Source organism: Altibacter lentus (assembly GCF_000746845.1).
Lineage (GTDB): Bacteria > Bacteroidota > Bacteroidia > Flavobacteriales > Flavobacteriaceae > Altibacter > Altibacter lentus.
In genome coordinates this window covers 2,454,062-2,479,010 of record NZ_KN050846.1, presented here as the reverse complement: position 1 = coordinate 2,479,010, position 24,949 = coordinate 2,454,062, and the positions used below count along the sequence as shown (strand labels likewise).

Genomic DNA, 24,949 nt, shown 5'->3' with positions numbered 1-24,949 from the left:
AAAAATTAAGCTCAAAATACAATGTTGTACCTATGTTGTACCTGATTTGACTTTCGTACTCAAAACAGGTCAATTATGTCGTCAAATGCAAAAATAGTACTACGCAAAAAACCGAACAGTAAAGGTCTATATCCACTAGCTATTCGTATCACAAAAAATCGTCGCTCAACATACCAATATATTGGTCATTATATCGACTTAGAGGATTGGGACGAAAAAAACATTCGAGTAAAAAAATCAAATCAAAACGCAGAAAGTTTAAACAAGTTGTTATCACAAGAACTTTCTGATGCCAATAAAGCACTTATTGATTTGCAATCAGAACACAAAGATGCTTCTGCAAACCAAATCAAAAAAGAGCTATACGCATTGGGTAATACTTCTACCTTTTTTGAACTTGCCCAAGAGCATCTCAATGAATTGAAAGCTGCTGAAAAATTAAACCGCCTATCCACAGATAGTGCTTTGGTAACTTATATCTTAAAATTCAATAAATCCAAACAACTTTCCTTTCAGGAAATCGACGAGCGTTTCCTGAAGAAATTGATGATATATCTAAAAGTTGAACATTCTCTAGCTGAAACGTCAATAATGAATATACTGGTATTTATCCGCTTATTGTTCAATAGGGCAATAAAGCTTAAAATTGTTAGTAGGGAATTGTACCCTTTTGGTGGTGATAAGATTAAAATTAAATTTCCGGAAACAAATAAAATTGGGTTGAATATTATTGAAGTAAGAGCTATAGAGGCTCTTGATAATTTAACGTTAGCTGAAATGCACACAAGAAACGTTTGGCTTTTCAGCTTCAATTTTGCAGGAATGCGAGTTACTGATGTACTATGGACAAAGTGGTCCGATATTTATGACGGCAGACTACATTATAGAATGAATAAAAACTCGAAATTATTATCATTGAAAATACCAGATAAAGTTTTTAAAATTTTAGACTACTACAGGGACGACAAGAGATACCCAACGGATTTTGTTTTCCCTGAATTGAAAAAAGCGAATCTCGATGACGCTAAAGACATCTATAACAAAAGAAAGACAGCTACCAAAAAATTTAATGATAATCTAAAGTCTATTGCTAAAAAGGCAAAAATAGATAAGAAGGTTACTATGCACATTGCGAGGCATACTTTTGGTAACATCGCTGGTGATACCATTCACCCCTTAATGCTTCAGAAGCTATACCGCCATAGCGATTTAAAGACAACATTAAATTATCAAGCTAATTTTATACATAAAGAAGCTGATGATGCCTTGGAAAGCGTAGTAAATTTCTGAAAAAAATATTAAAACAAAATTTAGATAGCTTAAGTTCTATTCTTCTGAGCAAAATTAAAATTCTGTTAATCACGATAAAAAATGTTAAATTTTTGTAATTTTGCATTTAAATGAATCAATATATTCACAAATCAATGGCGGTTTTTATGGCAGCTGTAGTCTTTATGACTACGATGTCATTTACTATTGATATGCATTACTGTGGAGATTCTTTGGTAGATTTTTCATTCGTTCAGAAAGCGAAAACTTGCGGGATGGAAAAAGCTCAGGCTACTACAAGTTGTGAGAACCCAACCCTTTCAGAAAAAACGTGTTGTACGGATAAGCAAGTCGTTAAAGAAGGAAAGGATGATTTAAAAGTTTCATTTGACCAACTTACCTTAGAGCAACAAGTCTTTGTTGCCTCATTTACATATTCGTATTTAAGTCTTTTTGAAGGAATTGAATCTAACGATGTTCCTTTCATCGATTACCCGCCCCCCTTTGTCAAACGGGATGTGCAAGTGCTGCACCAGACTTTTTTAATTTGATTTATTAGACTTTTGAAACAAAGCCCAACAGTTACGCTGTAGTGGGCTAAAGCTCGTGTACAGTATTTTCTACTTTGCACAATTTCAACTATCTAATAATCATATCGTATGCTAAATAAAAGCATAAAATTTCTCATAGAAAACAAACTTGTTGCCGTTATACTACTCGCCCTATTCGTAGGTTGGGGAGTCGTTAATGCACCCTTCAATTGGGAAACAGGTATTTTACCAACTGATCCTGTAGCGGTTGATGCCATTCCAGACATCGGCGAAAATCAGCAAATTGTTTTTACCAAATGGCAAGGGCGTTCACCGCAGGATATCGAAGACCAGATTACCTATCCGCTCACAACTTCATTGTTGGGAATTCCTGGTGTCAAGACCATCCGAAGCTCTTCAATGTTCGGTTTTTCCAGTATCTATATCATTTTTGAAGAAGATGTAGAATTCTATTGGTCACGCAGCCGCATCCTTGAAAAGCTCAATTCGCTTCCCGCAAACTTATTGCCCGATGGTGTAAACCCTGCATTGGGTCCAGATGCTACAGGCTTGGGACAAATTTTTTGGTACACGCTGGAAGGTCGAGATAAAGAGGGCAACGTAACTGGCGGTTGGGATTTACAAGAATTGCGTAGCATACAGGATTACTATGTAAAATACGGATTGTCTTCGGCAAGTGGTGTTTCAGAAGTAGCCTCAATTGGTGGGTATGTTCAAGAATACCAAGTGGATGTTGACCCTGAAAAAATGCGTCAGTACAACATCGGCTTGACCGATATTGTAAAGGCGGTAAAGGAAAGTAATCAAGACATTGGTGCGCAGACTTTGGAAATCAATCAAGCTGAATATTTGGTTCGTGGTTTAGGGTATGTGAAATCTGTTGCAGATATTGAAAATGCGGTAGTCGCTTCTGAAAATTTTACTTCTATCAGAATCAAGGACATCGCCAATGTCCATTTGGGACCGCAGACACGTCGTGGTATTTTAGATAAAGAAGGTGCCGAAGTGGTAGGCGGTGTCGTGGTAGCCCGCTATGGTGCAAACCCATTGGAAGTCATCAATAATGTAAAAGACCAAATAGCTGAATTATCATCCGGACTACCTACAAAAACCTTGGCAGATGGTCGTACATCACAAGTGACTATCGTTCCCTTTTATGACCGAACGCAACTTATTCAGGAAACACTTCACACGCTCAATGAAGCCCTTACACTTGAAATCCTGATTACCATTTTGGTCATCATCGTAATGGTGTTCAATCTGCGTGCATCCATTCTAATTTCTGGCCTGTTGCCTGTTGCCGTTTTAATGGTTTTTATAACAATGAAGCTCTTTAATGTAGATGCCAACATTGTTGCCTTGTCAGGAATTGCCATTGCTATCGGTACAATGGTGGACGTGGGCGTTATACTTGCCGAAAATATGATTCGGCATCTGGAAGATGAAAAATTACGCTTTCGCGAAAGCGGAATAGAATACACTACAAACGAAATCATCTACAACGCTACTGCGGAAGTTTCTGGTGCAATTTTAACCGCTGTGCTCACGACGATTATCAGTTTCCTACCTGTGTTTACGATGATAGGTGCCGAAGGGAAACTCTTCAGACCATTGGCTTTTACAAAAACAATGGCACTTGCTGCATCGCTTGTAATCGCGCTGTTTTTAATACCGCCTTTTGCCGCGTTTCTTTTTAAGAAAAGTAACCTAATGGAGCGCTCAAAGTACATTATTAATGGTGTTCTGATCGTACTTGGTATCACAGCCATTTTTTATGGCTATTGGCTTGGTCTCATTTTGATTGCCTACGGTGTTGTTGCGCTTTTGAGCGTAAGGGATAGAATTACAGAAAATCGAGCTAATCTTATTCATATTGTTATTTCCTGTATGGCGATTGTTTTTCTACTCGCCGAATACTGGCGACCGCTTGGTTTTGACCGAAGTATTCTAATGAATTTGATTTTTGTTGCCATTATCTGTTTTGGATTACTTGGTGTGTTTACTGTTTTCCGAAAATACTATGACCGCATTTTGCGCTGGGCACTTCAAAATCGATACCTATTTTTAATTATTCCAACCACGGTGCTGATTTTAGGTGTGGTCATAATGCGCAACACAGGGAAGGAATTTATGCCGGCACTTAATGAAGGTTCATTCCTGTTAATGCCGACATCCTTACCGCACGCTGGTGTCGAAGAGAACAAGCGTGTCTTGCAACAGCTGGATATGGCCGTGGCAAGCATCCCTGAAATTGAAACTGTAGTGGGAAAAGCAGGTAGGACAGAATCTGCCCTCGACCCTGCACCACTCTCAATGTATGAAAACGTGATTCAGTACAAGTCTGAATATATGCGAAATGAGAATGGCGAAAGACAACGCTACCGTGTAAACGATGATGGTCTATTTGTTCTGAAAAATGACAAGTTCATTATAAACCCAAATAATGAAATCGATGATGATGCTAACTATGAAGCGTCACAACTCAAAACAAGTGCAACACGCAATGATTTGATTGAAGATAACGATGGGGAATATTATCGAAACTGGCGACCGGAAATAAGCAGTCCTGATGACATTTGGAATGAAATTGTAAAAGTAACCAAGTTTCCAGGCGTGACTTCTGCGCCCAAGTTGCAGCCCATAGAGACACGACTCGTTATGCTACAAACAGGTATGCGAGCACCAATGGGAATCAAGGTAAAAGGACCAGATTTAAAAACCATAGAAAACTTTGGACTGCAACTGGAAGATATTTTAAAACAAGCCGAAGGTGTCAAAGAACAAGCTGTTTTTGCAGACCGCATCGTGGGTAAACCTTATTTATTGATTGACATTAAACGAGACCAGTTAGCACGCTATGGGATTTCCATAATGGATGTTCAGGAAGTCCTTCAAGTAGCTGTGGGCGGTATGCCACTTACCCAAACAGTAGAAGGACGTGAGCGCTATGGTGTAAGAGTACGCTATCCACGGGAATTGCGAGCAAATCCAGAAGATTTAAAAAGTATCTATGTACCTGTATCAACTGGAAGTCCGGTTCCTTTGGGCGAACTGGTAGAAATACGCTACGAGCAAGGCCCACAAGTCATTAAGAGCGAAGATACATTTTTGATAGGGTATGTCCTCTTTGATAAACTCGATGGCTTTGCCGAAGTAGATGTGGTTGAAAATGCCCAAGCGCTCATTCAACAGAAAATAGATAATGGCGATTTGGTCGTGCCACAAGGAATCAGTTACCGATTTACAGGAACATACGAAAATCAATTACGGGCAGAAAAAACGTTATCGGTGGTTGTGCCACTTTGTTTGCTGGTCATTTTCTTGATTTTGTATTTCCAGTTCAAGTCGGTTTCTACGTCGCTTATGGTTTTTACAGCAATCGCCGTAGCCTTTGCAGGTGGCTTTATAATGATTTGGCTTTATGGGCAGGATTGGTTTTTCAATTTCAGCTTTTTTGGCGAGAACCTACGGGACTTGTTCAATATGAAAACCATCAATTTAAGTGTGGCCGTGTGGGTCGGTTTTATTGCCCTTTTCGGTATTGCAACTGATGATGGTGTTGTAATGGCAACCTATTTAGACCAATCTTTCAAAAGTAACGAACCAGATAGCAAAAAAGGCATACGTCTCGCCACATTGGAAGCCGCAGGAAAACGAATACGCCCGTGTTTGATGACCACCGTGACCACAGTTTTGGCATTGTTGCCAGTACTCACATCTACAGGAAAAGGAAGCGACATTATGATACCGATGGCAATCCCCATTTTTGGCGGAATGATAATCGACGTCACATCCTATTTTCTCTTACCAGTTTTATATAGCTGGAAAAAAGAATACCAACTTAAAAGAGCAAACAAATGAAAAATATAAAAATCATAATCTGTCTTTTGTTTGTTTCCGCTGAAGTTTATGCTGAGCGAAGACGAAGTGCGAAAGCCCGCCTGAACGCACTACTAATTATAAGCATTGGACTGATTTCAATCGGCGGGCAGGCGCAACAATTACAGTCCTACATTGAAGAAGCTGAAGCTAATAACCCAGAAATTCAGGCTTTTGAATTGCGCTACAATATTGCCGAAGAAAAGGTCAATGAAGCAAACTGGCTACCTAATACGGAAGTAAGCGCAGGCTATTTTGTAAGTGAGCCAGAAACAAGGGTGGGCGCACAACGAGCACGGATAGGCGTAAAACAGATGTTGCCTTGGTTTGGAACCGTTACCGCACGTGAAAATTATGCGACTTCTATGGCCGAAGCTGAATATGTGGAAATCACAATTGCCAAACGGAAATTGGCGCTTTCAGTAGCGCAATCTTATTACAGATTGTATGAAACAAGAGCAAAGCAAGAGGTACTTGACGAGAACATTCAACTATTAAAAACCTATGAGCGACTTGCCCTTACCTCGGTAGAAGTGGGCAAGGCATCTGCGGTAGATGTATTGCGGTTGCAGATTCGTCAAAATGAATTGCAGCAGCAAAAAGAGGTTTTGGAAGAGGAATTTAGCGCAGAACAAACAACATTTAATAATCTTCTCAATCGGGATGATAATAGCACGGTTGATATAGTTGCAATAATGGAAATCCCAGAGGATGACCCTATAAACGGCACGGAAGCTTTATCGCTCAATCCTGAACTGCTCAAGTACGATAAATTATATGAATCCATAGCACAATCAGAATTGCTCAATCAGCGTGAGAGCCTACCTATGGTTGGCTTTGGCGTGGATTACCTGCCAGTAACTGCACGTAATGATGTAATGTTCAGTGATAACGGAAAAGATATCTTGATGCCAATGGTTTCGGTTTCCATACCCATTTTTAACAATAGGTACAAGTCTATTACAAGGCAAAATGAGCTACGCCAGCAAGAAATCGAAACTCAAAAGGAGCAACGATTGAATGTTTTGGAATCCGCTTTCGCGAAAGCGTTATCCCAACGCAACCAAGCCCGAATTAAATTCAATACTCAGACTAAGAATTTAAAGCAGGCTAAAGATGCCGAGCAAATTCTAATCAAGAATTATGAAACGGGAACCATCGATTTTAACGATGTGCTTGATATACAGGAACTGCAATTAAAATTTCAAATGAATCAGATAGAATCTGTTCAGATGTATTACGTGCAACAATCCATCATAAATTATTTAATTCAATAGCAATGGTAAAAGATTTTTACATAAAAAATATGGTGTGCGACCGTTGCATCAAGGTGTTGAAGGATGAACTGAAAGCAAATCACATCAAGTTGCATCAGATTGAATTGGGTCGGTTACAGCTGGACATTGATGCCCTTGATTTGGACAAACTCGAAGCGGTATTGAAAGAAAACGGTTTTTCGCTCATCGATAGTACGGAAGATAAGTTGACCGAACGGGTAAAGGTTGAACTCATAAAAACGATGCAGGAACTACCGATTCAACTTGATAAAAAACTGTCCGAACATTTGGTGGATGCCTTGGGACACGAGTATTCAAAAATCAGCAAGGTATTCTCTTTTACGCAAGGTGTTACTATTGAAAAATATTTCATCAAACTAAAAATTGAAAAGGTAAAAGAACTCGTACAGGCTAACGAACACAATTTTACTGAAATGGCGCAACTGCTCGATTACAGTCACATCAACCATTTGAGCGGACAGTTTAAAAGCGAGACGGGAATGAGCCTTTCGACCTATAAATCCCAACAAAAGAATTTTAGGAATTCGTTGGACAAAATTATGTAGATAAGAACCAAAATTATGACACAAGCTGTTGATTTACAGCAGTAATTTCCCTTGGAAATTAAATGTTTAATTAAAAACAAAAATGATGAGAAACTCTGAATTAATTAGCGCCCTTGGCAATTGTATCAACCATTGTAACTATTGTGCAGATGCCTGTTTAGAAGAAGAAAATGTAAAAATGATGGTCAATTGTATTCGTACAGACCGCGTCTGTGCAGAAGTATGCAGCACTTTGGCTCAGGTGTTGGCAACCAAGTTTGAAGACGTAGATGATTTGGTACGCTACTGTCAAAAAGTTTGTAACGCTTGTGCAGATGAATGTTCACAGCACGACCACAAACACTGTCAAGATTGTGCAGAAGCCTGTAGAAAATGTGCTGAGGCCTGTGAAAGCTATTTAGCATAAAACAAAACTGATTTTACAGACCATACATTTAATTTAAAATAGCACTTATGAATTCAAAAATCTTAATTCTTTTGATGATTCTTGTATCATCAACTGCCATAGCACAGACCGAGCCTTCCGTAGAAGGCAATGTAGATAACCTGCCCGTAAGGGAATATACCCTTACTCTACGGGAGGAGCTCGTAAACAAAGCAGACAAGGAAGTTATGGGGATGACCATAAATGGCCAAATCCCCGGGCCAACACTCAATTTTAATGAGGGCGAATATGCCGTAATTTATGTCAAGAACGAGATGAGCGTGGAATCATCGATACATTGGCACGGCCTTCTGTTGCCAAATTTCTACGATGGCGTTCCCTATCTATCCACCCCACCTATCGAACCTGGCAAGACTTTAAAATACGAATTTGCTATTAAGCAAAATGGAACCTACTGGTATCATTCCCATACAATGCTACAGGAACAAAGTGGTATCTATGGTCCTTTTGTAATACAGCCCAAGGAAAAAACAGATTTAGAATATGATAAAGAGCTCGTGCTACTACTTTCAGATTGGACTAACGAAAAGCCAAGGGATGTACAACGATTTTTAAAGCGTGGCACAGAATGGTACAATATCAGAAAAGGGACGGCCACGCCACTTAACCAAGTAATTGCGAGAGGTGCTTTGGGTGCGCAGGTCGATTTTTGGAGGCAACGAATGGAAGGAGCCGATATTGCCGATATCTATTACCCAGCATTTCTTATCAATGGAGAAGAGAAAATTGAATATCCCGAATTTAAACCAGGAGAGAAAGTACGTCTGCGCATTATCGATGGTTCTGCATCAACCTCTTTTTGGATGACCTTTGGAGGGGAAGACCCATTGATGGTGGCAGCTGATGGAAAGGATGTAGTTCCCGTAAGAAAGAACAAGACTTTTATTGGTGTTGCAGAGACCTATGATTTTATCGTCACGATACCTGACAACGGAAAACTCGAATACAAGATTATGGCACAGGATGGTTCTGGCACAGCTACTGCCTATTTGGGCCAGGGAGAGGTGATAGCTGCACCAGATATACCAAGACCAGATAAAATTGCGATGATGCAGCAAATGGCGAAGATGAAAATGAAAATGGGAGCACCAGCATTAAAATTTAGACCAAGAAAGGATGAGCGCTACGAAATGAAGGAAAAGTGGGGAATGCAAAAGAGCGATATGACAATGGGAGAAATGGAAATGGAACAATCGGCTATGAAGGGAGGAGACAAGATGAAGAATATGTCTATGGAAAAGCCAAAGGATTCAATGCAGATGGACCATTCCAAAATGGGAAAAATGGATAAAAAAATGGATGATATGAAAATGGACGAACCGGATGGAATGCAGGGAATGAATATGTTTTCAGAATACAACTACGATTATCTTAAATCACCCGAGAAAACCAACTATGACCCCGACGTGCCTGTAACCGAAATTTTGTTGAACCTTACTGGAAATATGCAACGGTATATCTGGAGCTTGAACGGTGTACCTCTTTCTGAAGCGGACAAGATAAAGATAAAGGGAGATGAAGTAACCCGAATCACGTTCAATAACTTAACGATGATGCACCACCCGATGCACCTACACGGACATTTTTTTAGGGTCATCAACGAGAATGGGGAATACTCACCCCTAAAACACACGGTAAATGTACCGCCTATGCAGGAAATAACCATCGAGTTTTATGGTAATGAATATGGCGACTGGTTTTTTCACTGTCACATACTTTATCATATGATGGGAGGTATGGCTCGTATTGTGAGTTATGATACACCTCGCGACCCACGATTAGAAGAGTTTCCAGTATCTAAACTTATACACGAAACAGACCAATTTTATTCTTGGGGTATGGTAGATGCTGCATCACATATGACCACCTTGAACTTAGTAAGCTCAAACATCCGTAACCAGTTTTCACTGAGGGGCGAATATGGATGGAACAAGAATATGGAAGTAGAGGTAGCATATGACAGGTATCTATATGATTATTTGACCGTTTTTGGTGGTATAAATATTGAAAATGGAATGGAGGATAGCCTTGATGAAATAACAACTACAGCGATAGCAGGAATACGATACCTCACCCCTTACCTCTTTACACTTGATGTCCGTACGGACAGTAAGTTGCGCCCACAGATAAGTTTGAGTCGTGCCATCTCAATTTTTCCAAGAACCATCATATTTGGAATGTATGAATACCAAATGGATTTTGGTTGGGTAGATGACCTGCCACAAGGGGTTAATTTTAAAGAAGAGGTTACTTGGAGCGCAGGAGTAGAATATTTACTATCAAAGAATTTTTCACTAATGGGAAGCTACGACAACCGTTTTGGTGCAGGTGGTGGGCTTTCTCTAAGATTTTAAAAGTTCCTTGATTAACACCTTAACAATAAGTATTAAGATTAACGAACAATAATAAAATGATAGGAAGGGGTACTCATATGATGGGAAAATTGACAAAGGAGCGAAAACAACATATAGAGGGTAATCTTTCTTAAAACGATAATTATAAAAATTAAAGGTATGATGATATTTTGGTGGATAATAGGACTTGCCCTTTTGGGATGGTTAATATTTTTTATAGCCGGTAAAAGAAAAAAGTAATAACTCAATAATAGGGATACAGGAAGGTTCTGAAGTTTAACAGTATCGGATTTTTAAAACCAATGTATCGACCTAAAACAATAACGCTTTTCGATATTGTTTTTATAAAAAATAATTAAACAGTTGATTGTTGAATGTCTATTATAATCTGATGATATTTAGATGGAACCTACAGGTCATTTGTAAAAGTTTAAAGAGTAACAATTTAAAATAAGAATAATGAAAACACTAATGAAAACAACAATCGCAGCTTTTGCACTTATAGCATTTATTAGCTGCAAGGAAAAACAAACTGTAGAGATTAACACACCTGAAGAGGTAAAGACCGCAAAAGAAAACACTGCAGATGTGGCAGACCAAGGCTTTATAGACGGGATGACCGGGAAGGTATGGCACAATTACCTTGAAATCAAGATGGCGCTGGCAAAAAGCGATGAGAGTCAAGCAAAATCCATTAGCAAGGATATGGCAGCATCATTTGGTGAAGAACGAATGGAGATGAAACAGCTCGCACAACAAATGGCTGATGCTCAAGATATAGAAGAGGTCAGGGAACTTTTTGCACAGTTCACGGAAAAGGCGGGGCCTATGTTTGAAGATGCCTTATCTGAAGGAACCATATACAAAAAATACTGCCCAATGGCATTTAACAATGAAGGAGCCTATTGGTATGCAGATGTAAAAGAAATTACCAATCCCTATTTCGGAGAGAAAATGCTGAAGTGCGGGTCGGTCAAAAAAACCATTAATAAATAACCCTTAAATATATAATTATGAAAATGATGAAACAAAATGTAATGATTGCCGGACTGGCATTAGTTCTATTTAGTGCTACTGCCTGCAAAGACGGAAACAAAAACGAACCCACAGCGCCTATGAGTAATGAGATGCATCAAGAATCGATGGATGATATGATGGATGATAAACCAATGAATGAAGATGATGAAATAGCAATGAACAATGGTCAAGACGCAAAAGCAGAAGCTATTTTGACCGACTATTTTAAACTTAAGGACGCTTTGGTTAACGATGATAATGCCAAAGCCAAAGAACTTGGGGCAAGCCTCGCAACAACCTTAGGAAAGCTCGATATTTCAGAATACACCGATACGCAGCAATCAGATTTAAAGGACATCGTTGAGGATGCGGTAGAACACGCAGAGCACATTTCAGAAAGCGATATAACACACCAGCGAGAGCACTTTAAAGTATTGAGCAAGGATGTAACAGATATGGTTGCTATTACAGGAACAGAAAACACCTTGTACCAACAGTTTTGCCCAATGTATGATGGCGGTAGCGCTTGGTTGAGCACGAGCAAGGACGTTAAGAATCCGTATTACGGTAGTAAAATGTTAACCTGCGGTAAAGTCCAGAAAGAAATCAACTAAATGAAGATTGTAAAAATCATAGCGGGAATTCTTTTGGTGGCGCTTGTGCTCATTCAGTTTATTCCGGTGAACTATAACCAAAACGATACCGTGCCCCAAACAGATTTTATGGTGGTGCATAAGGTTCCGGAGGCTATTCAGAAAAAGATACAGGTTTCCTGCTATGATTGTCACAGTAACAACACCCAATATCCTTGGTATAATCGAGTTCAGCCAGTTGCTTGGTTCTTGGAAGACCACATTAAAGAAGGTAAGGCAGAGCTAAATTTCAACGAATGGGATTCATTGTCAAGTCGCAGAAAGACAAGTAAATTAAGGTCTATCATCAAGCAAATTGAAAGTGGTGAGATGCCCTTGAATTCATACACCTTAATTCATAGAGACGCCAAGTTCTCGAAAGAAGAAACGGAAGAAATCATCAATTGGGTAACACAATTAAAAGACAGTTTATAAATAATCTAAAAATTAAAATTATGAAAAAGATAAAAATGAGTATAGCAGCAATGCTATTGTTAACAGTTTCTTTTGTTTATGCACAGGAAAAAGATAAAATGGACCACATCAATATGAAAATGGACCATAGTAAAATGATGGATACCAAGACTGATGCAAAGGCAGAAGTAATTTTAAATGACTATTTCAACCTAAAAGATGCCTTGGTGGCTGATGATACCAAAAAAGCGGCACAATTAGGCACTACATTAGTGGCTTCCTTAAAAGCATTTGACAGCAGTAACTATACAAAAGAACAACAAAGCGAGCTGGCAGATATTATAGAAGATGCCACCGAACACGCCGTGCATATTGCCGAAAGCGCCATAGACCACCAACGCGAACATTTTAAAACGTTAAGCAAGGATATCACGGATATGGTGGCCATTACTGGAACAAAAAATACATTGTACCAACAATTTTGCCCAATGTACGATAATGGTAGCGCGTGGTTGAGCCAAAAGGGTGAAGTGAGGAATCCGTATTACGGGAGCAAGATGCTTAAGTGTGGCAAAGTAGAAAAGACTATTCAATAGATTATCCCTATCCAAGAAGTCCTTTTCTTGTTCTGGTTTATTAGTTAACAGATAGTTATAGAGTTTTTGGAGAATATAGAATAGTTTATAAGTCCTGTCGTGGGAAGGAAAATAATTGATGGTTAGTGTTAGTTCCTTCCCAAGTCAGGCAAAAATTTAAGTCCTAATAAGAGAGAGGGCACGTATTTCTGGTTGGTTTTTAAGGCCCTTTCTCTTAATTAGGCACAATAAATTTATTGAAAAAGAAAAGTTGATTTGGTTAATAGTAGCCCGAATATGGAAGAGACGATGCATCAATTAGTGATGATGAAGCTCTTCCCTTTCCGGGCAAAATAGAGGATTATTGAAAAAGAGAAGTTTAGTGAAGATTACTTGATTTTGGGAGGTGAGCATTTCAGATTGGTTTATTGGTTAATACCAGTTCGCCTCTCATCTTCAAGTATAACCTAATAATTTCAGTTTCATAATCTCAAGCTGAAAAAATATATAAAGTTGATGAAGGATTGCTGCAATACAAATAATGGCAAAGCGCAAAGTAAAAGTCCATTAAAGAAATGGACTAACTATATAGTGTATACAATCCTAACATTAATAATTGGTGGTGCATTGGCGTTGCAGTTTTTTGGTTAGAAGAATAAGCAAACTCGAAACAAAGACCTATGATGAGATTTTTACAGTTAACAAATAAGAATGGATAAAGAAAAAGACATAGAAACCACAGAGGCGTTTTATGGGCAGCTTTTCAATAGCTCAAAGTATGTTCTATTGGTGCTGCTTATTGCTTCAGTAATCGAACTGTATGCGCTACCTACTATGGAAGGGGTTTTGGCTATAGGTATACTTCTTGCCTTAACATTACTAAAAATAGGATTTATTATAGCCTTGTCCTTTAACCAATTAATGAAGATAATTGGTCAGAGCCATCTATTGAGCCACGTACTGGTCTTGTTCGGATATCTGATTGTGTTGATAGTTTTATCGTTTACAATAGATTACACGGCGTTACAGTTTGTGGATGCTATTCATTTTAAAATGAACAACAGTATTGGCAATGATGGACTGTCGGTATTTTTTGATTTATCCTATTTTAGTTTGATAACATTCTCATCAGTAGGATATGGTGATATAGTCCCAATTTCCTTACCCGCGAAAATCCTGGTGGCGCTTGAAGTGGCACTGCGGTTTTTCGTCCTGGTCTTTGGTATCGCAAATGTGAATAGAATTCGAGTAAATAAATAACCTTTAAAAACTAAAAGTATGAAAACACTAAAATTAACTACGGTGGTAATGTTGCTCATAATAGCGACAAGCCCACTATTTGGACAAGATGCAAAAACAGAAAAAGAAGCAGTGCTTACAGTAATGAAAAGCTATAAGGATGCCCTACAAAACCTAACGACCGATGGTACTTTCGAATTATTTACCGAGGATTCCGAGGTTTTTGAATCGGGAGGCGTCGAGGGTACGTACAGCCACTATATAGAACATCATTTAGGACCGGAATTGGGTCACTTTGAAAAATTCGAATTTACAGATTATGAAATCGATGCCAAGGTAGATGTACCCTATGCCTTTACTACCGAAACGTACATATATACCATTGTCCTCAATCCGGACGACAAGGGAAATAGCCGGACCATAAAGAAAAAAGGGGTAGCAACCTCAATCCTTAAAAAAATAGATGGAAAATGGAAAATAATAAAAACCCATTCATCTTCAAGAAATACTAAGTAACATCCGATGAGTAGATATATTTCAATTAGTATAGTGTTCGGTCTTCTTCTTATTATCAGTTGTAAAGAGAAGAAAACCGAGCCATTGCCGGAACAGTCGAAAGAAAAAACCATAGAACAACCGCCAAAAAAAGTGTTAAGCCCCCACACCTCTGCAATGGCGACCATTGGTAATGCGCACATCCATATTGATTATTCATCGCCAGGGGTTAGGGACAGGATGATTTTTGGTGGTTTGCTGGCGTATGACAAAGTCTGGCAAGCAGGAGCACATATGGCTACGTGGATAGAGACGGATACGGATTTAGAAATAGATGGTAAGGAACTGAAAGCAGGTAAATATGGATTTTTCACCATTCCTTCAAAAGAAGAATGGACCATCATTTTAAATTCCAATTGGAACCAGCACGGAAAGGATGAATATGACGAAAATGATGATGTGATACGGTTTAAGTTAAAACCTATTATTGCGGATAGTCTAAAAGAACACTTAGAATATAGTATCCATAAGATTAGCGATACTGAAGGTGAGATAACATTGGCTTGGGAAAAAGTTAAAGTAGTAATTCCATTCAAAGTAAAATAGCAAGATATGGTCAACCAAAGCTCAATGATAAAGAAATTAAAAACACGTGTATCATCAACGAATAAAAAACTAATACAGTTTAAACCGTGAACGAATTTTTAAAACAATGGGGCGAAGCCGCCTATACGACTACCGGATTTTTCTGGATGGCGCTTTGGGCATTCATTTTGGGTTATATCATCAGTAGTATGATACAGATTTTCGTGACCGAAAAGAAGATGCAAAAAACAATGGGCGAAAACGAAGGCAAAAGTGTGCTTTTGGGCACGTTTTTCGGTTTTATAAGTAGCTCGTGCAGTTTTTCTGCTTTGGCAGGTACAAAATCCATTTTTAAGAAAGGGGCAAGTTTTGTGTCTTCCATTGCCTTTCTGTTGGCATCGACCAATCTCGTCATAGAATTGGGGATTATCATTTCCATCTTTTTGGGTTGGCAGTTTGTGGTGGGCGAATATGTAGGTGGTATTCTCTTGATTGGTATTTCGTGGATTTTGATACGACTCATCAATCCTAAAAAACTCATCGAAAAAGCCCGCAAAAGTCTGGAAAATGAAGATGATGATGAGATGGACGGTTCCAAAGATTGGAAGAAACAAATCAAGAACGAAGACAGTTGGGCGCGCGTTGCCAAAAAATACAAGATGGAATGGCAAATGGTCTGGAAGGATGTAACCGTAGGTTTTACCGTTGCGGGTATTACAGCGGCTTTTGTGCCAGATTCGTTCTTTCAGACCTTATTTATCAATAGCGGTCAAGGCAATACAGATTTCACATTTTTCGAAATTCTGGAACATATCGTGGTCGGTCCGGTTGCCGCATTTTTGACTTTTATCGGTTCAATGGGCAACATTCCGTTAGCAGCGTTACTATTCGGAAAAGGCGTGAGTTTTGCTGGCGTAATGGCCTTTTTTTTTAGCGATTTGGTGGTTTTTCCAGTACTGAGAATCAATGCAAAGTATTATGGTTGGAAAATGTCATTGTTTATCACGTTTTTATTGTTTACAGCATTAATTGGTACGGCATTGACGCTACATTATGGGTTTGATGCATTGAATATGCTACCAGATTCATCACAAGTGAAGATTCAGGATAGCGAATTTTTCAAGATTGATTATACCTTTTTCTTGAACGTTGCTTTTCTCATCATTTCGGCCTATCTCGTTTATCTGGGTTTTTTCAAGAAAAAAGATGTAGAACATTCAATGAGCGAGATGGTACCCAAAAGTCCATTGTTGGAAAGTGTTTTAAAATATGCAGCCTTCATCTGTTATATATGGCTTGCAGGAGGACTGATTGTAAAATTTTTAATCAACTAAAATTAGTGGCTATGAAAACATTCGATACCCTTTCCCAAACAATGACCCACTTGCAAAAGAAAGGTTATACCTACGATTTTAATTTATGTTCGGGACACATTGAATGTAATGCGCTAAAGCTAAAATTACATCCAGAGGATTTCGATGTAGATGAGATGCATCGTTTTGAAGGAATGAGCAGTACCGATGACAACAGCGTTCTTTACGCTATTTCATCAAAAAATGGAATTAAAGGATTATTGGTCGATGCCTATGGTGTCTATGCAGAGAATATTTCTGAAGCAATGCGAAAAAAATTAAGATAAAATGAAACATACCTATCACATACACGGAATGACCTGCAAAGGTTGCCAGAATCACGTCGAAAAAACCCTTTCCAATATAGAGGGAGTAACCAGTGCATCAGTCAATTTGGAAAAGGCAGAAGCCATCATAGAAATGGATAATCACATTCCTATCGAGACTTTTCAAAAGATATTAAATGATGACGGCGGTACGTATTCTATCCACAAACCAGGCGAGCATCATCATAAAGAGGATTCCGCTTCCGCTAAAAAGCAAAAACCCAAAGATAAGGGAACGGGAACGTTCTATTGCCCAATGCACTGCGAGGGAGACAAGACCTATGAAAGGCCGGGCGATTGCCCCGTCTGCGGGATGGATTTGGTCGAGGAACAAAATTTAACCGCCACCACTTCCGAGCAATGGACCTGCCCTATGCACCCTGAAGTTGTTAAAGACGGACCTGGAGACTGTCCTATTTGTGGGATGGACCTGGTGCCGATGAAACCCGATATTTCCGCAGAAGAAAAGACCTATAAAAAATTGCTCAAAAAGTTCTGGATAGCAGTCGCTTTTACATTGCCTATATTTTTCATAGCAATGTCAGAAATGCTGTCAAAAAATCCCTTGGAAAGTATTCTCGAAATAAAATACTGGAACTGGATTCAGTTTGTGCTTTCCCTTCCCGTTGTTTTCTATGCCACGTGGATGTTTTTTGAACGTGCGTATCGCAGTATCGTCACCTGGAATCTAAATATGTTTACGCTCATTGGGATAGGTACCGGAGTGGCTTGGGTTTTTAGTGTTTTCGGGATGCTGTTTCCGCAGCTTTTCCCCCAAGAATTTTTAACCGAATCAGGAACTGTATTTGTTTATTTTGAGGCGACCACAGTTATTTTAACGCTCGTGCTACTCGGACAGGTACTTGAGGCCCGTGCGCACAGTAAGACCAATTCTGCGGTCAAGGAACTCTTAAAACTTGCGCCCAATAAAGCTATTAAGGTAGTCGATGGAAATGAAGAAGAAGTTTCCATCGACCAGATAGAAAAAGGAGATATATTACGGGTGAAACCAGGAGATAAAATTCCTGTTGATGGCAAAATTACCGAAGGAGAAACTACTGTAGATGAATCGATGATTTCGGGAGAGCCCATTCCAGTTAATAAATCTGTAGATGACAAAGTAAGTAGCGGTACCATAAACGGCAACCAGTCGTTCTTGATGGAGGCCGAAAAAGTAGGTAGCGACACATTACTTTCCCAAATCATCAAAATGGTAAATGATGCCAGTCGCAGTCGTGCCCCTATCCAGAAATTGGCCGATACGGTTTCAGGCTATTTTGTGCCAATAGTCATATTTATTGCGGTCATAACCTTTATCGTTTGGGCAATCTGGGGTCCGGAACCCGCTTATGTCTATGGGTTTGTGAATGCCATTGCCGTATTGATTATCGCCTGTCCGTGTGCATTAGGATTGGCAACACCGATGTCCGTTATGGTGGGTGTTGGTAAAGGCGCTCAGAATGGCGTACTTATCAAGAATGCCGAAGCCCTTGAAAAAATGGACAAGGTAGATACCCTTATTGTTGATAAGACCGGAACAATTACCGAGGGAAAACCCACGGTGGAGAAGGTAGGTTCTTTTGATGATAAACAATTTAGCGAAAGCGAAATTCTACATTTTATTGCATCTCTAAACAGTTCCAGCGAGCATCCATTGGCCGAAGCTACTGTGAAATACGGAAAGCAGCAGAATGTTGAACTATCAAAAACCGAAAATTTCAGCGCAATAACGGGAAAAGGCGTAGAAGGTACTGTTGATGGCAAGAAGCTCGATTTAGGAAACGATAGGATGATGGAATATGCCAAGGCTACTATTTCATCTGCTATGAAAGATGAAGCACAATCCTTTCAAAAACAAGGGAAAACCGTTTCGTATTTAGCTATTGATGGTAAGGTTTCAGGCTATGTCGTGATAGGCGACAAAATCAAGAAAACAAGCGCCAAGGCCATCAAGGAATTACAGGACAAGGGGATTGCCGTGATAATGCTCACGGGCGATAACCACGATACAGCACAGGCCGTAGCATCAGAGCTAAACCTTGCTGACTTTAAAGCCAGTATGTTACCTGAAAATAAGTTGCAGGAAGTTGAAAAATTGCAGAATGAAGGGAAGGTGGTCGCAATGGCAGGTGATGGCATCAATGATGCACCAGCACTGGCAAAAAGTAATGTGGGAATCGCTATGGGGACAGGTACAGATGTAGCCATAGAAAGTGCGATGATAACCTTGGTAAAAGGTGATTTGCACGGTATCGTAAAAGCTAAAAATTTAAGCCATATGGTTATGCGAAATATCAAGCAGAATCTCTTTTTCGCTTTCATCTATAATACCTTAGGTGTGCCCATTGCGGCTGGAGTCCTATTTCCGTTTTTCGGTTTGTTATTATCACCTATGATTGCAGCTTTGGCAATGAGTTTTAGTTCCGTATCGGTTATTGCAAATGCCTTACGATTACGTACCAAAAAAATCGATAGCTAATGGTCAATAGAAAAACAGCAAAATGGATTCGAAAAGCCCACCGCTACTTGGGTATCTTCCTGGGTATTCAGTTCCTGATGTGGACGATTAGCGGGATGTATTTTAGCTGGACGGATATTGACGAGATACACGGCGACCATTTCAAAAAAGAGATTCCTGAACAAACTGCATTTTCAGGTTTGGTGGGAAGTTCTCAACTAAATATTCAGGAACCGATTAAGTCATTAGAATTACTTGAAATAGCGGATGCGCCCTATTATTGGATTAATGAGACTGTGCTTTATAATGCACTTACAGGAACAAAGAAAGACGAGCTCACAGAACAAGAAGCAATCAAAGTGTCAGAACGCTATATGTTGGCAGATTTAGAATTTGACCAAATACGAAGAATTGAATCTGTTGGCGACCACCACGAGTACCGCGGACGACCATTACCTGCTTATGAGATTTCATATAAAACCGATGAAAATTTAAAAGCCTACGTGGCGATTGAGAATGGTGCTTTTCAAACAGTACGTCATCGCGATTGGCGCTGGTTCGATTTTTTATGGATGACCCACACAATGGATTATCAGGGAAGGGATAACTTCAACACTATTGTTTTAAGAGCTTTTTCACTGTTAGGCTTGATAACAGTATTGAGTGGCTTTATCCTTTGGTATATTTCATCACCAACTCTTAGAAAATTAATTAAAAACAATCGTAAATAAGTAACATTAAAATCAACTATTATGGAAAATTCAATGGAAAACAAAAAGAAAAATCAATACACAAAATTTGTAGGAATGCTCGCTGCATCCTTCGTGGCTATGTACATCACAATGTACCTAAACACTTATGAGTGGGACCACGTATGGTTCAGCCTAACCCGCTTTTATATGGTCTGTTTAGGGATTGCAGCGATGGCCATTATTATGTTTGTTGCAATGCGCGGGATGTACAAAAACAAGAAAAAGAATATCGCAATTGTTTTAGGAAGTATAGTATTGTTTGTAAGTGCTTTGACCTTGGTGCGTGAACAAAAATCAACTGTGGGCGATGTGCTCTGGATGAAAGCAATGATACCGCACCATTCAATAGCAATTTTAACAAGTAAAAGAGCAGATATCAAAGACCCTGAAGCTAAAAAATTGGCAGAAGAAATTATTGAGGCACAATTACGGGAAATCGCACAGATGAAAAAAATAATTTACAGATTAGAAAACGAAAAAGAGGAATAGTACGAGTACTAATTTCTATAAAATTATTATTATGAAAAAGAACATTATTTATATAAGTATTGCAGTTATCGCAGGCTTATTGGCAGGATATCTCATATTCGGAAATTCAGGAACAGAACAAAATGCTGTTAAGGATTTATCCGATATGTCAGATACCCACGACCATTCCGGCGAGTCGGAAAACCAAATGTGGACCTGCTCAATGCACCCACAGATTATGCAACCCGAACCAGGCGACTGCCCTATATGTGGAATGGACTTGATACCTGCCGAATCTGGTGCCGATGGCCTTGCAATGAATGAGATTAAAATGACAGAGAACGCAATGGCACTGGCCAACATTCAAACTACTATAGTGGGTAATGGTACAATGTCTGAAGCCGATGGGATGATTTCACTTTCGGGCAAAATCGATACCAACGAAGAAAACAATGCCGTACAAGCAAGCTATTTTGATGGGCGTATCGAACGTTTGAATGTCAATTATGAAGGCCAAAAAGTAAATCGTGGTCAATTGCTGGCCACCATTTATGCGCCAAATTTGGTCGCTGCACAGCAAGAATTGCTCACAACAGCTTCATTAAAAGAATCGCAGCCTGAACTGTATAAAGCAGTTCGAAATAAATTGAAAAATTGGAAGCTTTCCGATAACCAGATTGATGCCATAGAATCCTCTGGAAATGTACGCGATAATTTTCCTGTATATGCCACTGTTTCAGGAACGGTTTCAGAAGTGATGGCACGTGAAGGCGACTATGTAAAACAAGGTCAGCCTATTTTGAAGGTAAGCAATTTGAATTCGGTTTGGGCAGAATTTGATGCCTATGAAAATCAAATTTCAGATTTAAAAGTAGGTCAGAAAATAAAGGTAGTAACCAATGCCTATACCAATAAAGAATTTGACGCCACGATTTCGTTTATTGACCCCATACTTAACAATGCAACAAGAACGGTTACCGTTAGAGCAACACTTAAAAATACAGAAGACCTATTTAAACCAGGTATGTTTGTAACTGGCAAACTCAAAGGGGAAATGAAGATGAACAACCAAGTTATTACAGTTCCTGCAAGTGCCGTAATGTGGACAGGCGAACGCTCATTGGTCTATATAAAAACCAACCCCAACGAACCTGTTTTTGAAATGCGTGAAGTAACCATAGGAAATCGAAATGGCGAAAATTATACTGTGATAGAAGGCTTACAGACTGGCGACGAGATTGTGACCAACGGAACCTTTACAGTAGACGCAGCAGCCCAGCTACAAGGCAAAAAATCTATGATGAATCAGGGAAAAGAACAGGCACCTGAGATGCCTATGTCTCAAATGAAAATGGAATTTACAGAGAATTTTCAAAAGCAATTTAAAAAGGCCCTCAAGCCTTATTTGCAGATGAAAGATGCATTGGTAGCGAGCGATGCCAGTCAAGTTTCCGCTTTTGCGAAAGCGACATCAACATTTTTAAAATCCGCTGATATTAAAAGTCTCGGTAGTATGGAACAATCACATATTAAGAAAAGTATCGAAATGCTCGATGCCATTGCGGCGAATGACAACTTGGAAAATCAACGTGACCATTTTGTAATATTAAATGAAAATATGGTGCCCATTGCGATGAGTGTAAATGGAACTGATGCGATACTATACGTTCAGAAATGCCCAATGGCCAATAAAAATAAAGGCGCGGTCTGGCTAAGCACGGAAGAAGAAATTCGTAACCCTTATTATGGCGATGCGATGTTGACGTGTGGTAGTGTGATTGAGGAAATAAAATAGTTTAGAAATAGAAAATGATTTAATAAAATGAACAAAGCACTGCAGTTACACTATGGTTCCCAATTTGAACAAGCACTGTTAGAGGAAATAAATCAGGTAGCAACCTTTATGGAAGTTCCGGAAGGACAAGATTTAATAAGACCAGGACAATTTATAAAGTCTATGCCTTTATTGTTATCAGGCAGTATAAAAATTATGCGTCCAGATGCCGATGGAGAAGAGTTGTTACTATACCATCTTGAGAAAGGCGATACCTGTGCAATGACAATGACCTGCTGTATGGGAAATACGAAAAGTGAAATACACGCAGTTACCGAGACCCCTACAAAGCTCTTGATGATTCCTATAGGTAAAATGGAAGAATGGTCAAGAAAATACAAAACTTGGCGAAACTTTGTATTTGCAAGTTATCACGCACGTATGATGGAAATGCTCGAAAGCATTGATAACATTGCCTTCAATAATATGGATGAACGTTTGGAAAATTATTTAAATAATAAAATTGAATTACTAAACAGTAAACACATATATACAACACACAAAGAAATTGCAGCAGACCTTCATACCAGCCGTGTGGTTATTTCCAGACTGCTTAAAAAAATGGAAAAGGACCTTAAAATAAAATTACACCGCAGTTTTATCGAAGTACTGTAACATCGGTTACAAACATTTAATATACTGACAGGTACATTTGTCTCATAACTGGTTTGACAAATGGAAATCGTAGAAATTTTAGGATATATAGGGGCGCTGCTCATAGGGCTCGTTTTAGGTTTAATTGGCGGCGGTGGCTCAATCCTTACTGTTCCCATTTTGGTATACGCACTCTCTCTCAATCCCGTAATCGCTACAGCCTACTCATTGTTTGTCGTGGGTGCAACTTCACTTGTTGGAGCATTTAAAAATATGATGAAGGGAATGGTAGATTTTAAAACTGCCATCATCTTCGCCATACCTGCATTTATCGCAGTATATCTTACTAGAGCCTTTTTAATTCCTGCCATACCCGAAGAGCTTTTTCAAATAGGCGATTTTATGGTCACTAAGAATCTGGCTATTATGCTGTTTTTTGCTATCATAATGCTATTGGCTTCCGTTTCGATGATACGAAATAAACGTAAGGAAACGGATGAGGAAACGGAAATCACCTATAATTATCCACTTATCATAGTTGAAGGTATTATTGTGGGAACAATTACAGGTATTGTAGGTGCTGGCGGTGGGTTCTTGATTATTCCGGCTTTGGTTCTGTTGGCAAAGTTGCCTATGAAAAAAGCGGTGGCCACTTCACTTTTAATTATTGCAATTAAATCTTTGATCGGGTTTTTGGGCGATGTTCAAAATTTAGATATTGATTGGCCATTCCTGCTTATTTTTACAGGAATTTCAATAGTGGGTATTTTTATTGGAATATGGCTAAATAAATTTATCGATGGAAAAAAATTAAAGAAAGGATTTGGCTGGTTCGTGTTGGTAATGGGTATCTATATTATCTATAAGGAAATTGCCAAGCAATAACTATGGGAAAATACATTGAAATAATAAAACAATCTTTTTCAGGGTATTACAACTACCTAATTCAAGAAATAACCAATCCCTCGTGGACCAATTATTTTTATTGGCTCATAGGGTTGTCTTTACTTGTATTTCTATTGGAAATTATCATCCCTTGGCGTAAAAAGCAACCTGTTTTGAGAAAGGGATTTTTTCTGGATGCCTTTTATATTCTTTTTAATTTCTTCCTGTTTTCCTTAATTGGTTACAATGCACTCTCTAATGTTGGTGTAGAATTATTTAATGATTTCTTGGGCCTTTTTGGCATTACAAATATAGTAGCCATAGAGGTGCAGACACTTCCGGTATGGTCGCAACTTTTAATAATGTTCATCATTGCAGATTTTGTGCAATGGAATGTTCATAGGATGCTGCACAGAATTCCATGGATGTGGAAATTCCATAAAATTCATCATAGCGTTAAGGAAATGGGTTTTGCCGCACAATTTCGGTTTCATTTTTTGGAGACCATCGTGTATAAGTCCATACAGTACATACCACTGGCAATGATAGGTTTCGGTATCGAACAGTTTTTTGTGGTACATATGTTTGCCGTTTTTGTAGGGCATCTCAACCACGCAAACCTTGACTGGAGCTACGGAAAGCTGGGCTACATATTCAACAATCCACGTATGCATATTTGGCACCATTCTAAAGAGCTTCCCAAAAGCCATCCCTATGGTATGAATTTCGGACTTACCTTGAGTGTCTGGGATTATTTATTTAATACTGCCTATGTACCCAAAAGTGGTCGAGATATTGTATTAGGTTTTGAAAACGACACGAATTTTCCAAGGACGTTTTGGGAACAGCTGAAGTATCCGTTTGTTCGAAATACAGATAATTCAAAAAAACATAACTCATAAGGCTTCACCATTTGACTAATCTGTTGTTATGTATCAAAGGTTACAGAAAATGCCGTAGACCTTTTTTAATTTTACAAAAA

General features: G+C 39.0%; 23 protein-coding genes. All 23 read left to right on the top strand.

The window, feature by feature from the left end; all coding sequences use genetic code 11:
* Positions 1 to 75 precede the first annotated feature (75 nt).
* Positions 76 to 1,290 carry a site-specific integrase gene (locus JS40_RS11525; protein WP_034260728.1) on the top strand — a complete coding sequence of 405 codons (1,215 nt, stop codon included), beginning with the start codon at positions 76 to 78 and terminating at the stop codon, positions 1,288 to 1,290.
* Positions 1,291 to 1,400: 110 nt separating this feature from the next.
* Positions 1,401 to 1,820, top strand: a complete 420-nt coding sequence (locus JS40_RS11520) for an HYC_CC_PP family protein (RefSeq protein ID WP_034260727.1) — start codon at positions 1,401 to 1,403, stop codon at positions 1,818 to 1,820.
* A 108-nt stretch (positions 1,821 to 1,928) separates the two neighbouring features.
* The gene (locus tag JS40_RS11515; RefSeq protein ID WP_034260725.1) at positions 1,929 to 5,681 is read left to right on the top strand and encodes an efflux RND transporter permease subunit; all 3,753 of its coding nucleotides are present in this window, start codon (positions 1,929 to 1,931) and stop codon (positions 5,679 to 5,681) included.
* Positions 5,678 to 6,976: a TolC family protein gene (locus JS40_RS11510; protein ID WP_084677495.1), complete on the top strand. Its 1,299-nt coding sequence runs from the start codon at positions 5,678 to 5,680 to the stop codon at positions 6,974 to 6,976. The genes JS40_RS11515 and JS40_RS11510 overlap by 4 nt, the downstream gene beginning before the upstream one ends.
* Before the next feature lie 2 nt (positions 6,977 to 6,978).
* Positions 6,979 to 7,542: a helix-turn-helix domain-containing protein gene (locus JS40_RS11505; protein WP_034260723.1), complete on the top strand. Its 564-nt coding sequence runs from the start codon at positions 6,979 to 6,981 to the stop codon at positions 7,540 to 7,542.
* A gap of 85 nt (positions 7,543 to 7,627) precedes the next feature.
* Entirely contained in the window at positions 7,628 to 7,948 is a 321-nt protein-coding gene (locus JS40_RS15290) for a four-helix bundle copper-binding protein (RefSeq protein WP_084677494.1), read from the top strand.
* 74 nt (positions 7,949 to 8,022) lie between these two features.
* A complete protein-coding gene (locus JS40_RS11500) occupies positions 8,023 to 10,341 on the top strand; it encodes a multicopper oxidase domain-containing protein (protein ID WP_233273966.1) in 2,319 nt (772 codons plus the stop codon).
* A gap of 471 nt (positions 10,342 to 10,812) precedes the next feature.
* A complete protein-coding gene (locus JS40_RS11495; protein WP_051957577.1) occupies positions 10,813 to 11,337 on the top strand; it encodes a DUF3347 domain-containing protein in 525 nt (174 codons plus the stop codon).
* Positions 11,338 to 11,354: 17 nt separating this feature from the next.
* Entirely contained in the window at positions 11,355 to 11,972 is a 618-nt protein-coding gene (locus JS40_RS11490) for a DUF3347 domain-containing protein (RefSeq protein WP_034260716.1), read from the top strand.
* Positions 11,973 to 12,425, top strand: a complete 453-nt coding sequence (locus JS40_RS11485; RefSeq protein WP_034260714.1) for a heme-binding domain-containing protein — start codon at positions 11,973 to 11,975, stop codon at positions 12,423 to 12,425.
* A gap of 20 nt (positions 12,426 to 12,445) precedes the next feature.
* Positions 12,446 to 13,000 carry a DUF3347 domain-containing protein gene (locus tag JS40_RS11480; protein ID WP_034260712.1) on the top strand — a complete coding sequence of 185 codons (555 nt, stop codon included), beginning with the start codon at positions 12,446 to 12,448 and terminating at the stop codon, positions 12,998 to 13,000.
* Between the two features lie 690 nt (positions 13,001 to 13,690).
* Positions 13,691 to 14,239: an ion channel gene (locus JS40_RS11475; protein WP_034260701.1), complete on the top strand. Its 549-nt coding sequence runs from the start codon at positions 13,691 to 13,693 to the stop codon at positions 14,237 to 14,239.
* An 18-nt stretch (positions 14,240 to 14,257) separates the two neighbouring features.
* Positions 14,258 to 14,734, top strand: coding sequence for a YybH family protein (locus JS40_RS11470; protein ID WP_034260699.1), 477 nt, complete (start codon positions 14,258 to 14,260; stop codon positions 14,732 to 14,734).
* A 6-nt stretch (positions 14,735 to 14,740) separates the two neighbouring features.
* Positions 14,741 to 15,319 (top strand): DUF2911 domain-containing protein, encoded by a 579-nt coding sequence (locus JS40_RS11465; RefSeq protein WP_034260698.1) that lies wholly within the window; start codon positions 14,741 to 14,743, stop codon positions 15,317 to 15,319.
* Between the two features lie 86 nt (positions 15,320 to 15,405).
* The gene (locus JS40_RS11460) at positions 15,406 to 16,632 is read left to right on the top strand and encodes a permease (protein WP_034260696.1); all 1,227 of its coding nucleotides are present in this window, start codon (positions 15,406 to 15,408) and stop codon (positions 16,630 to 16,632) included.
* An 11-nt stretch (positions 16,633 to 16,643) separates the two neighbouring features.
* The gene (locus JS40_RS11455) at positions 16,644 to 16,937 is read left to right on the top strand and encodes a hypothetical protein (RefSeq protein WP_034260694.1); all 294 of its coding nucleotides are present in this window, start codon (positions 16,644 to 16,646) and stop codon (positions 16,935 to 16,937) included.
* Between the two features lies 1 nt (position 16,938).
* The gene (locus tag JS40_RS11450; RefSeq protein WP_034260692.1) at positions 16,939 to 19,455 is read left to right on the top strand and encodes a heavy metal translocating P-type ATPase; all 2,517 of its coding nucleotides are present in this window, start codon (positions 16,939 to 16,941) and stop codon (positions 19,453 to 19,455) included.
* Entirely contained in the window at positions 19,455 to 20,165 is a 711-nt protein-coding gene (locus tag JS40_RS11445; RefSeq protein ID WP_034260690.1) for a PepSY domain-containing protein, read from the top strand. Before JS40_RS11450 ends, JS40_RS11445 begins: the two co-directional genes overlap by 1 nt.
* A gap of 21 nt (positions 20,166 to 20,186) precedes the next feature.
* Entirely contained in the window at positions 20,187 to 20,675 is a 489-nt protein-coding gene (locus JS40_RS11440; RefSeq protein ID WP_034260688.1) for a DUF305 domain-containing protein, read from the top strand.
* A gap of 31 nt (positions 20,676 to 20,706) precedes the next feature.
* Positions 20,707 to 22,449 (top strand): efflux RND transporter periplasmic adaptor subunit, encoded by a 1,743-nt coding sequence (locus tag JS40_RS11435; protein WP_034260685.1) that lies wholly within the window; start codon positions 20,707 to 20,709, stop codon positions 22,447 to 22,449.
* Between the two features lie 27 nt (positions 22,450 to 22,476).
* Positions 22,477 to 23,103 (top strand): Crp/Fnr family transcriptional regulator, encoded by a 627-nt coding sequence (locus JS40_RS11430; RefSeq protein WP_034260683.1) that lies wholly within the window; start codon positions 22,477 to 22,479, stop codon positions 23,101 to 23,103.
* A 60-nt stretch (positions 23,104 to 23,163) separates the two neighbouring features.
* Positions 23,164 to 23,967 (top strand): sulfite exporter TauE/SafE family protein, encoded by an 804-nt coding sequence (locus JS40_RS11425; protein WP_034260681.1) that lies wholly within the window; start codon positions 23,164 to 23,166, stop codon positions 23,965 to 23,967.
* Between the two features lie 2 nt (positions 23,968 to 23,969).
* Positions 23,970 to 24,869, top strand: coding sequence for a sterol desaturase family protein (locus JS40_RS11420; RefSeq protein ID WP_034260679.1), 900 nt, complete (start codon positions 23,970 to 23,972; stop codon positions 24,867 to 24,869).
* Positions 24,870 to 24,949: the final 80 nt, after the last annotated feature.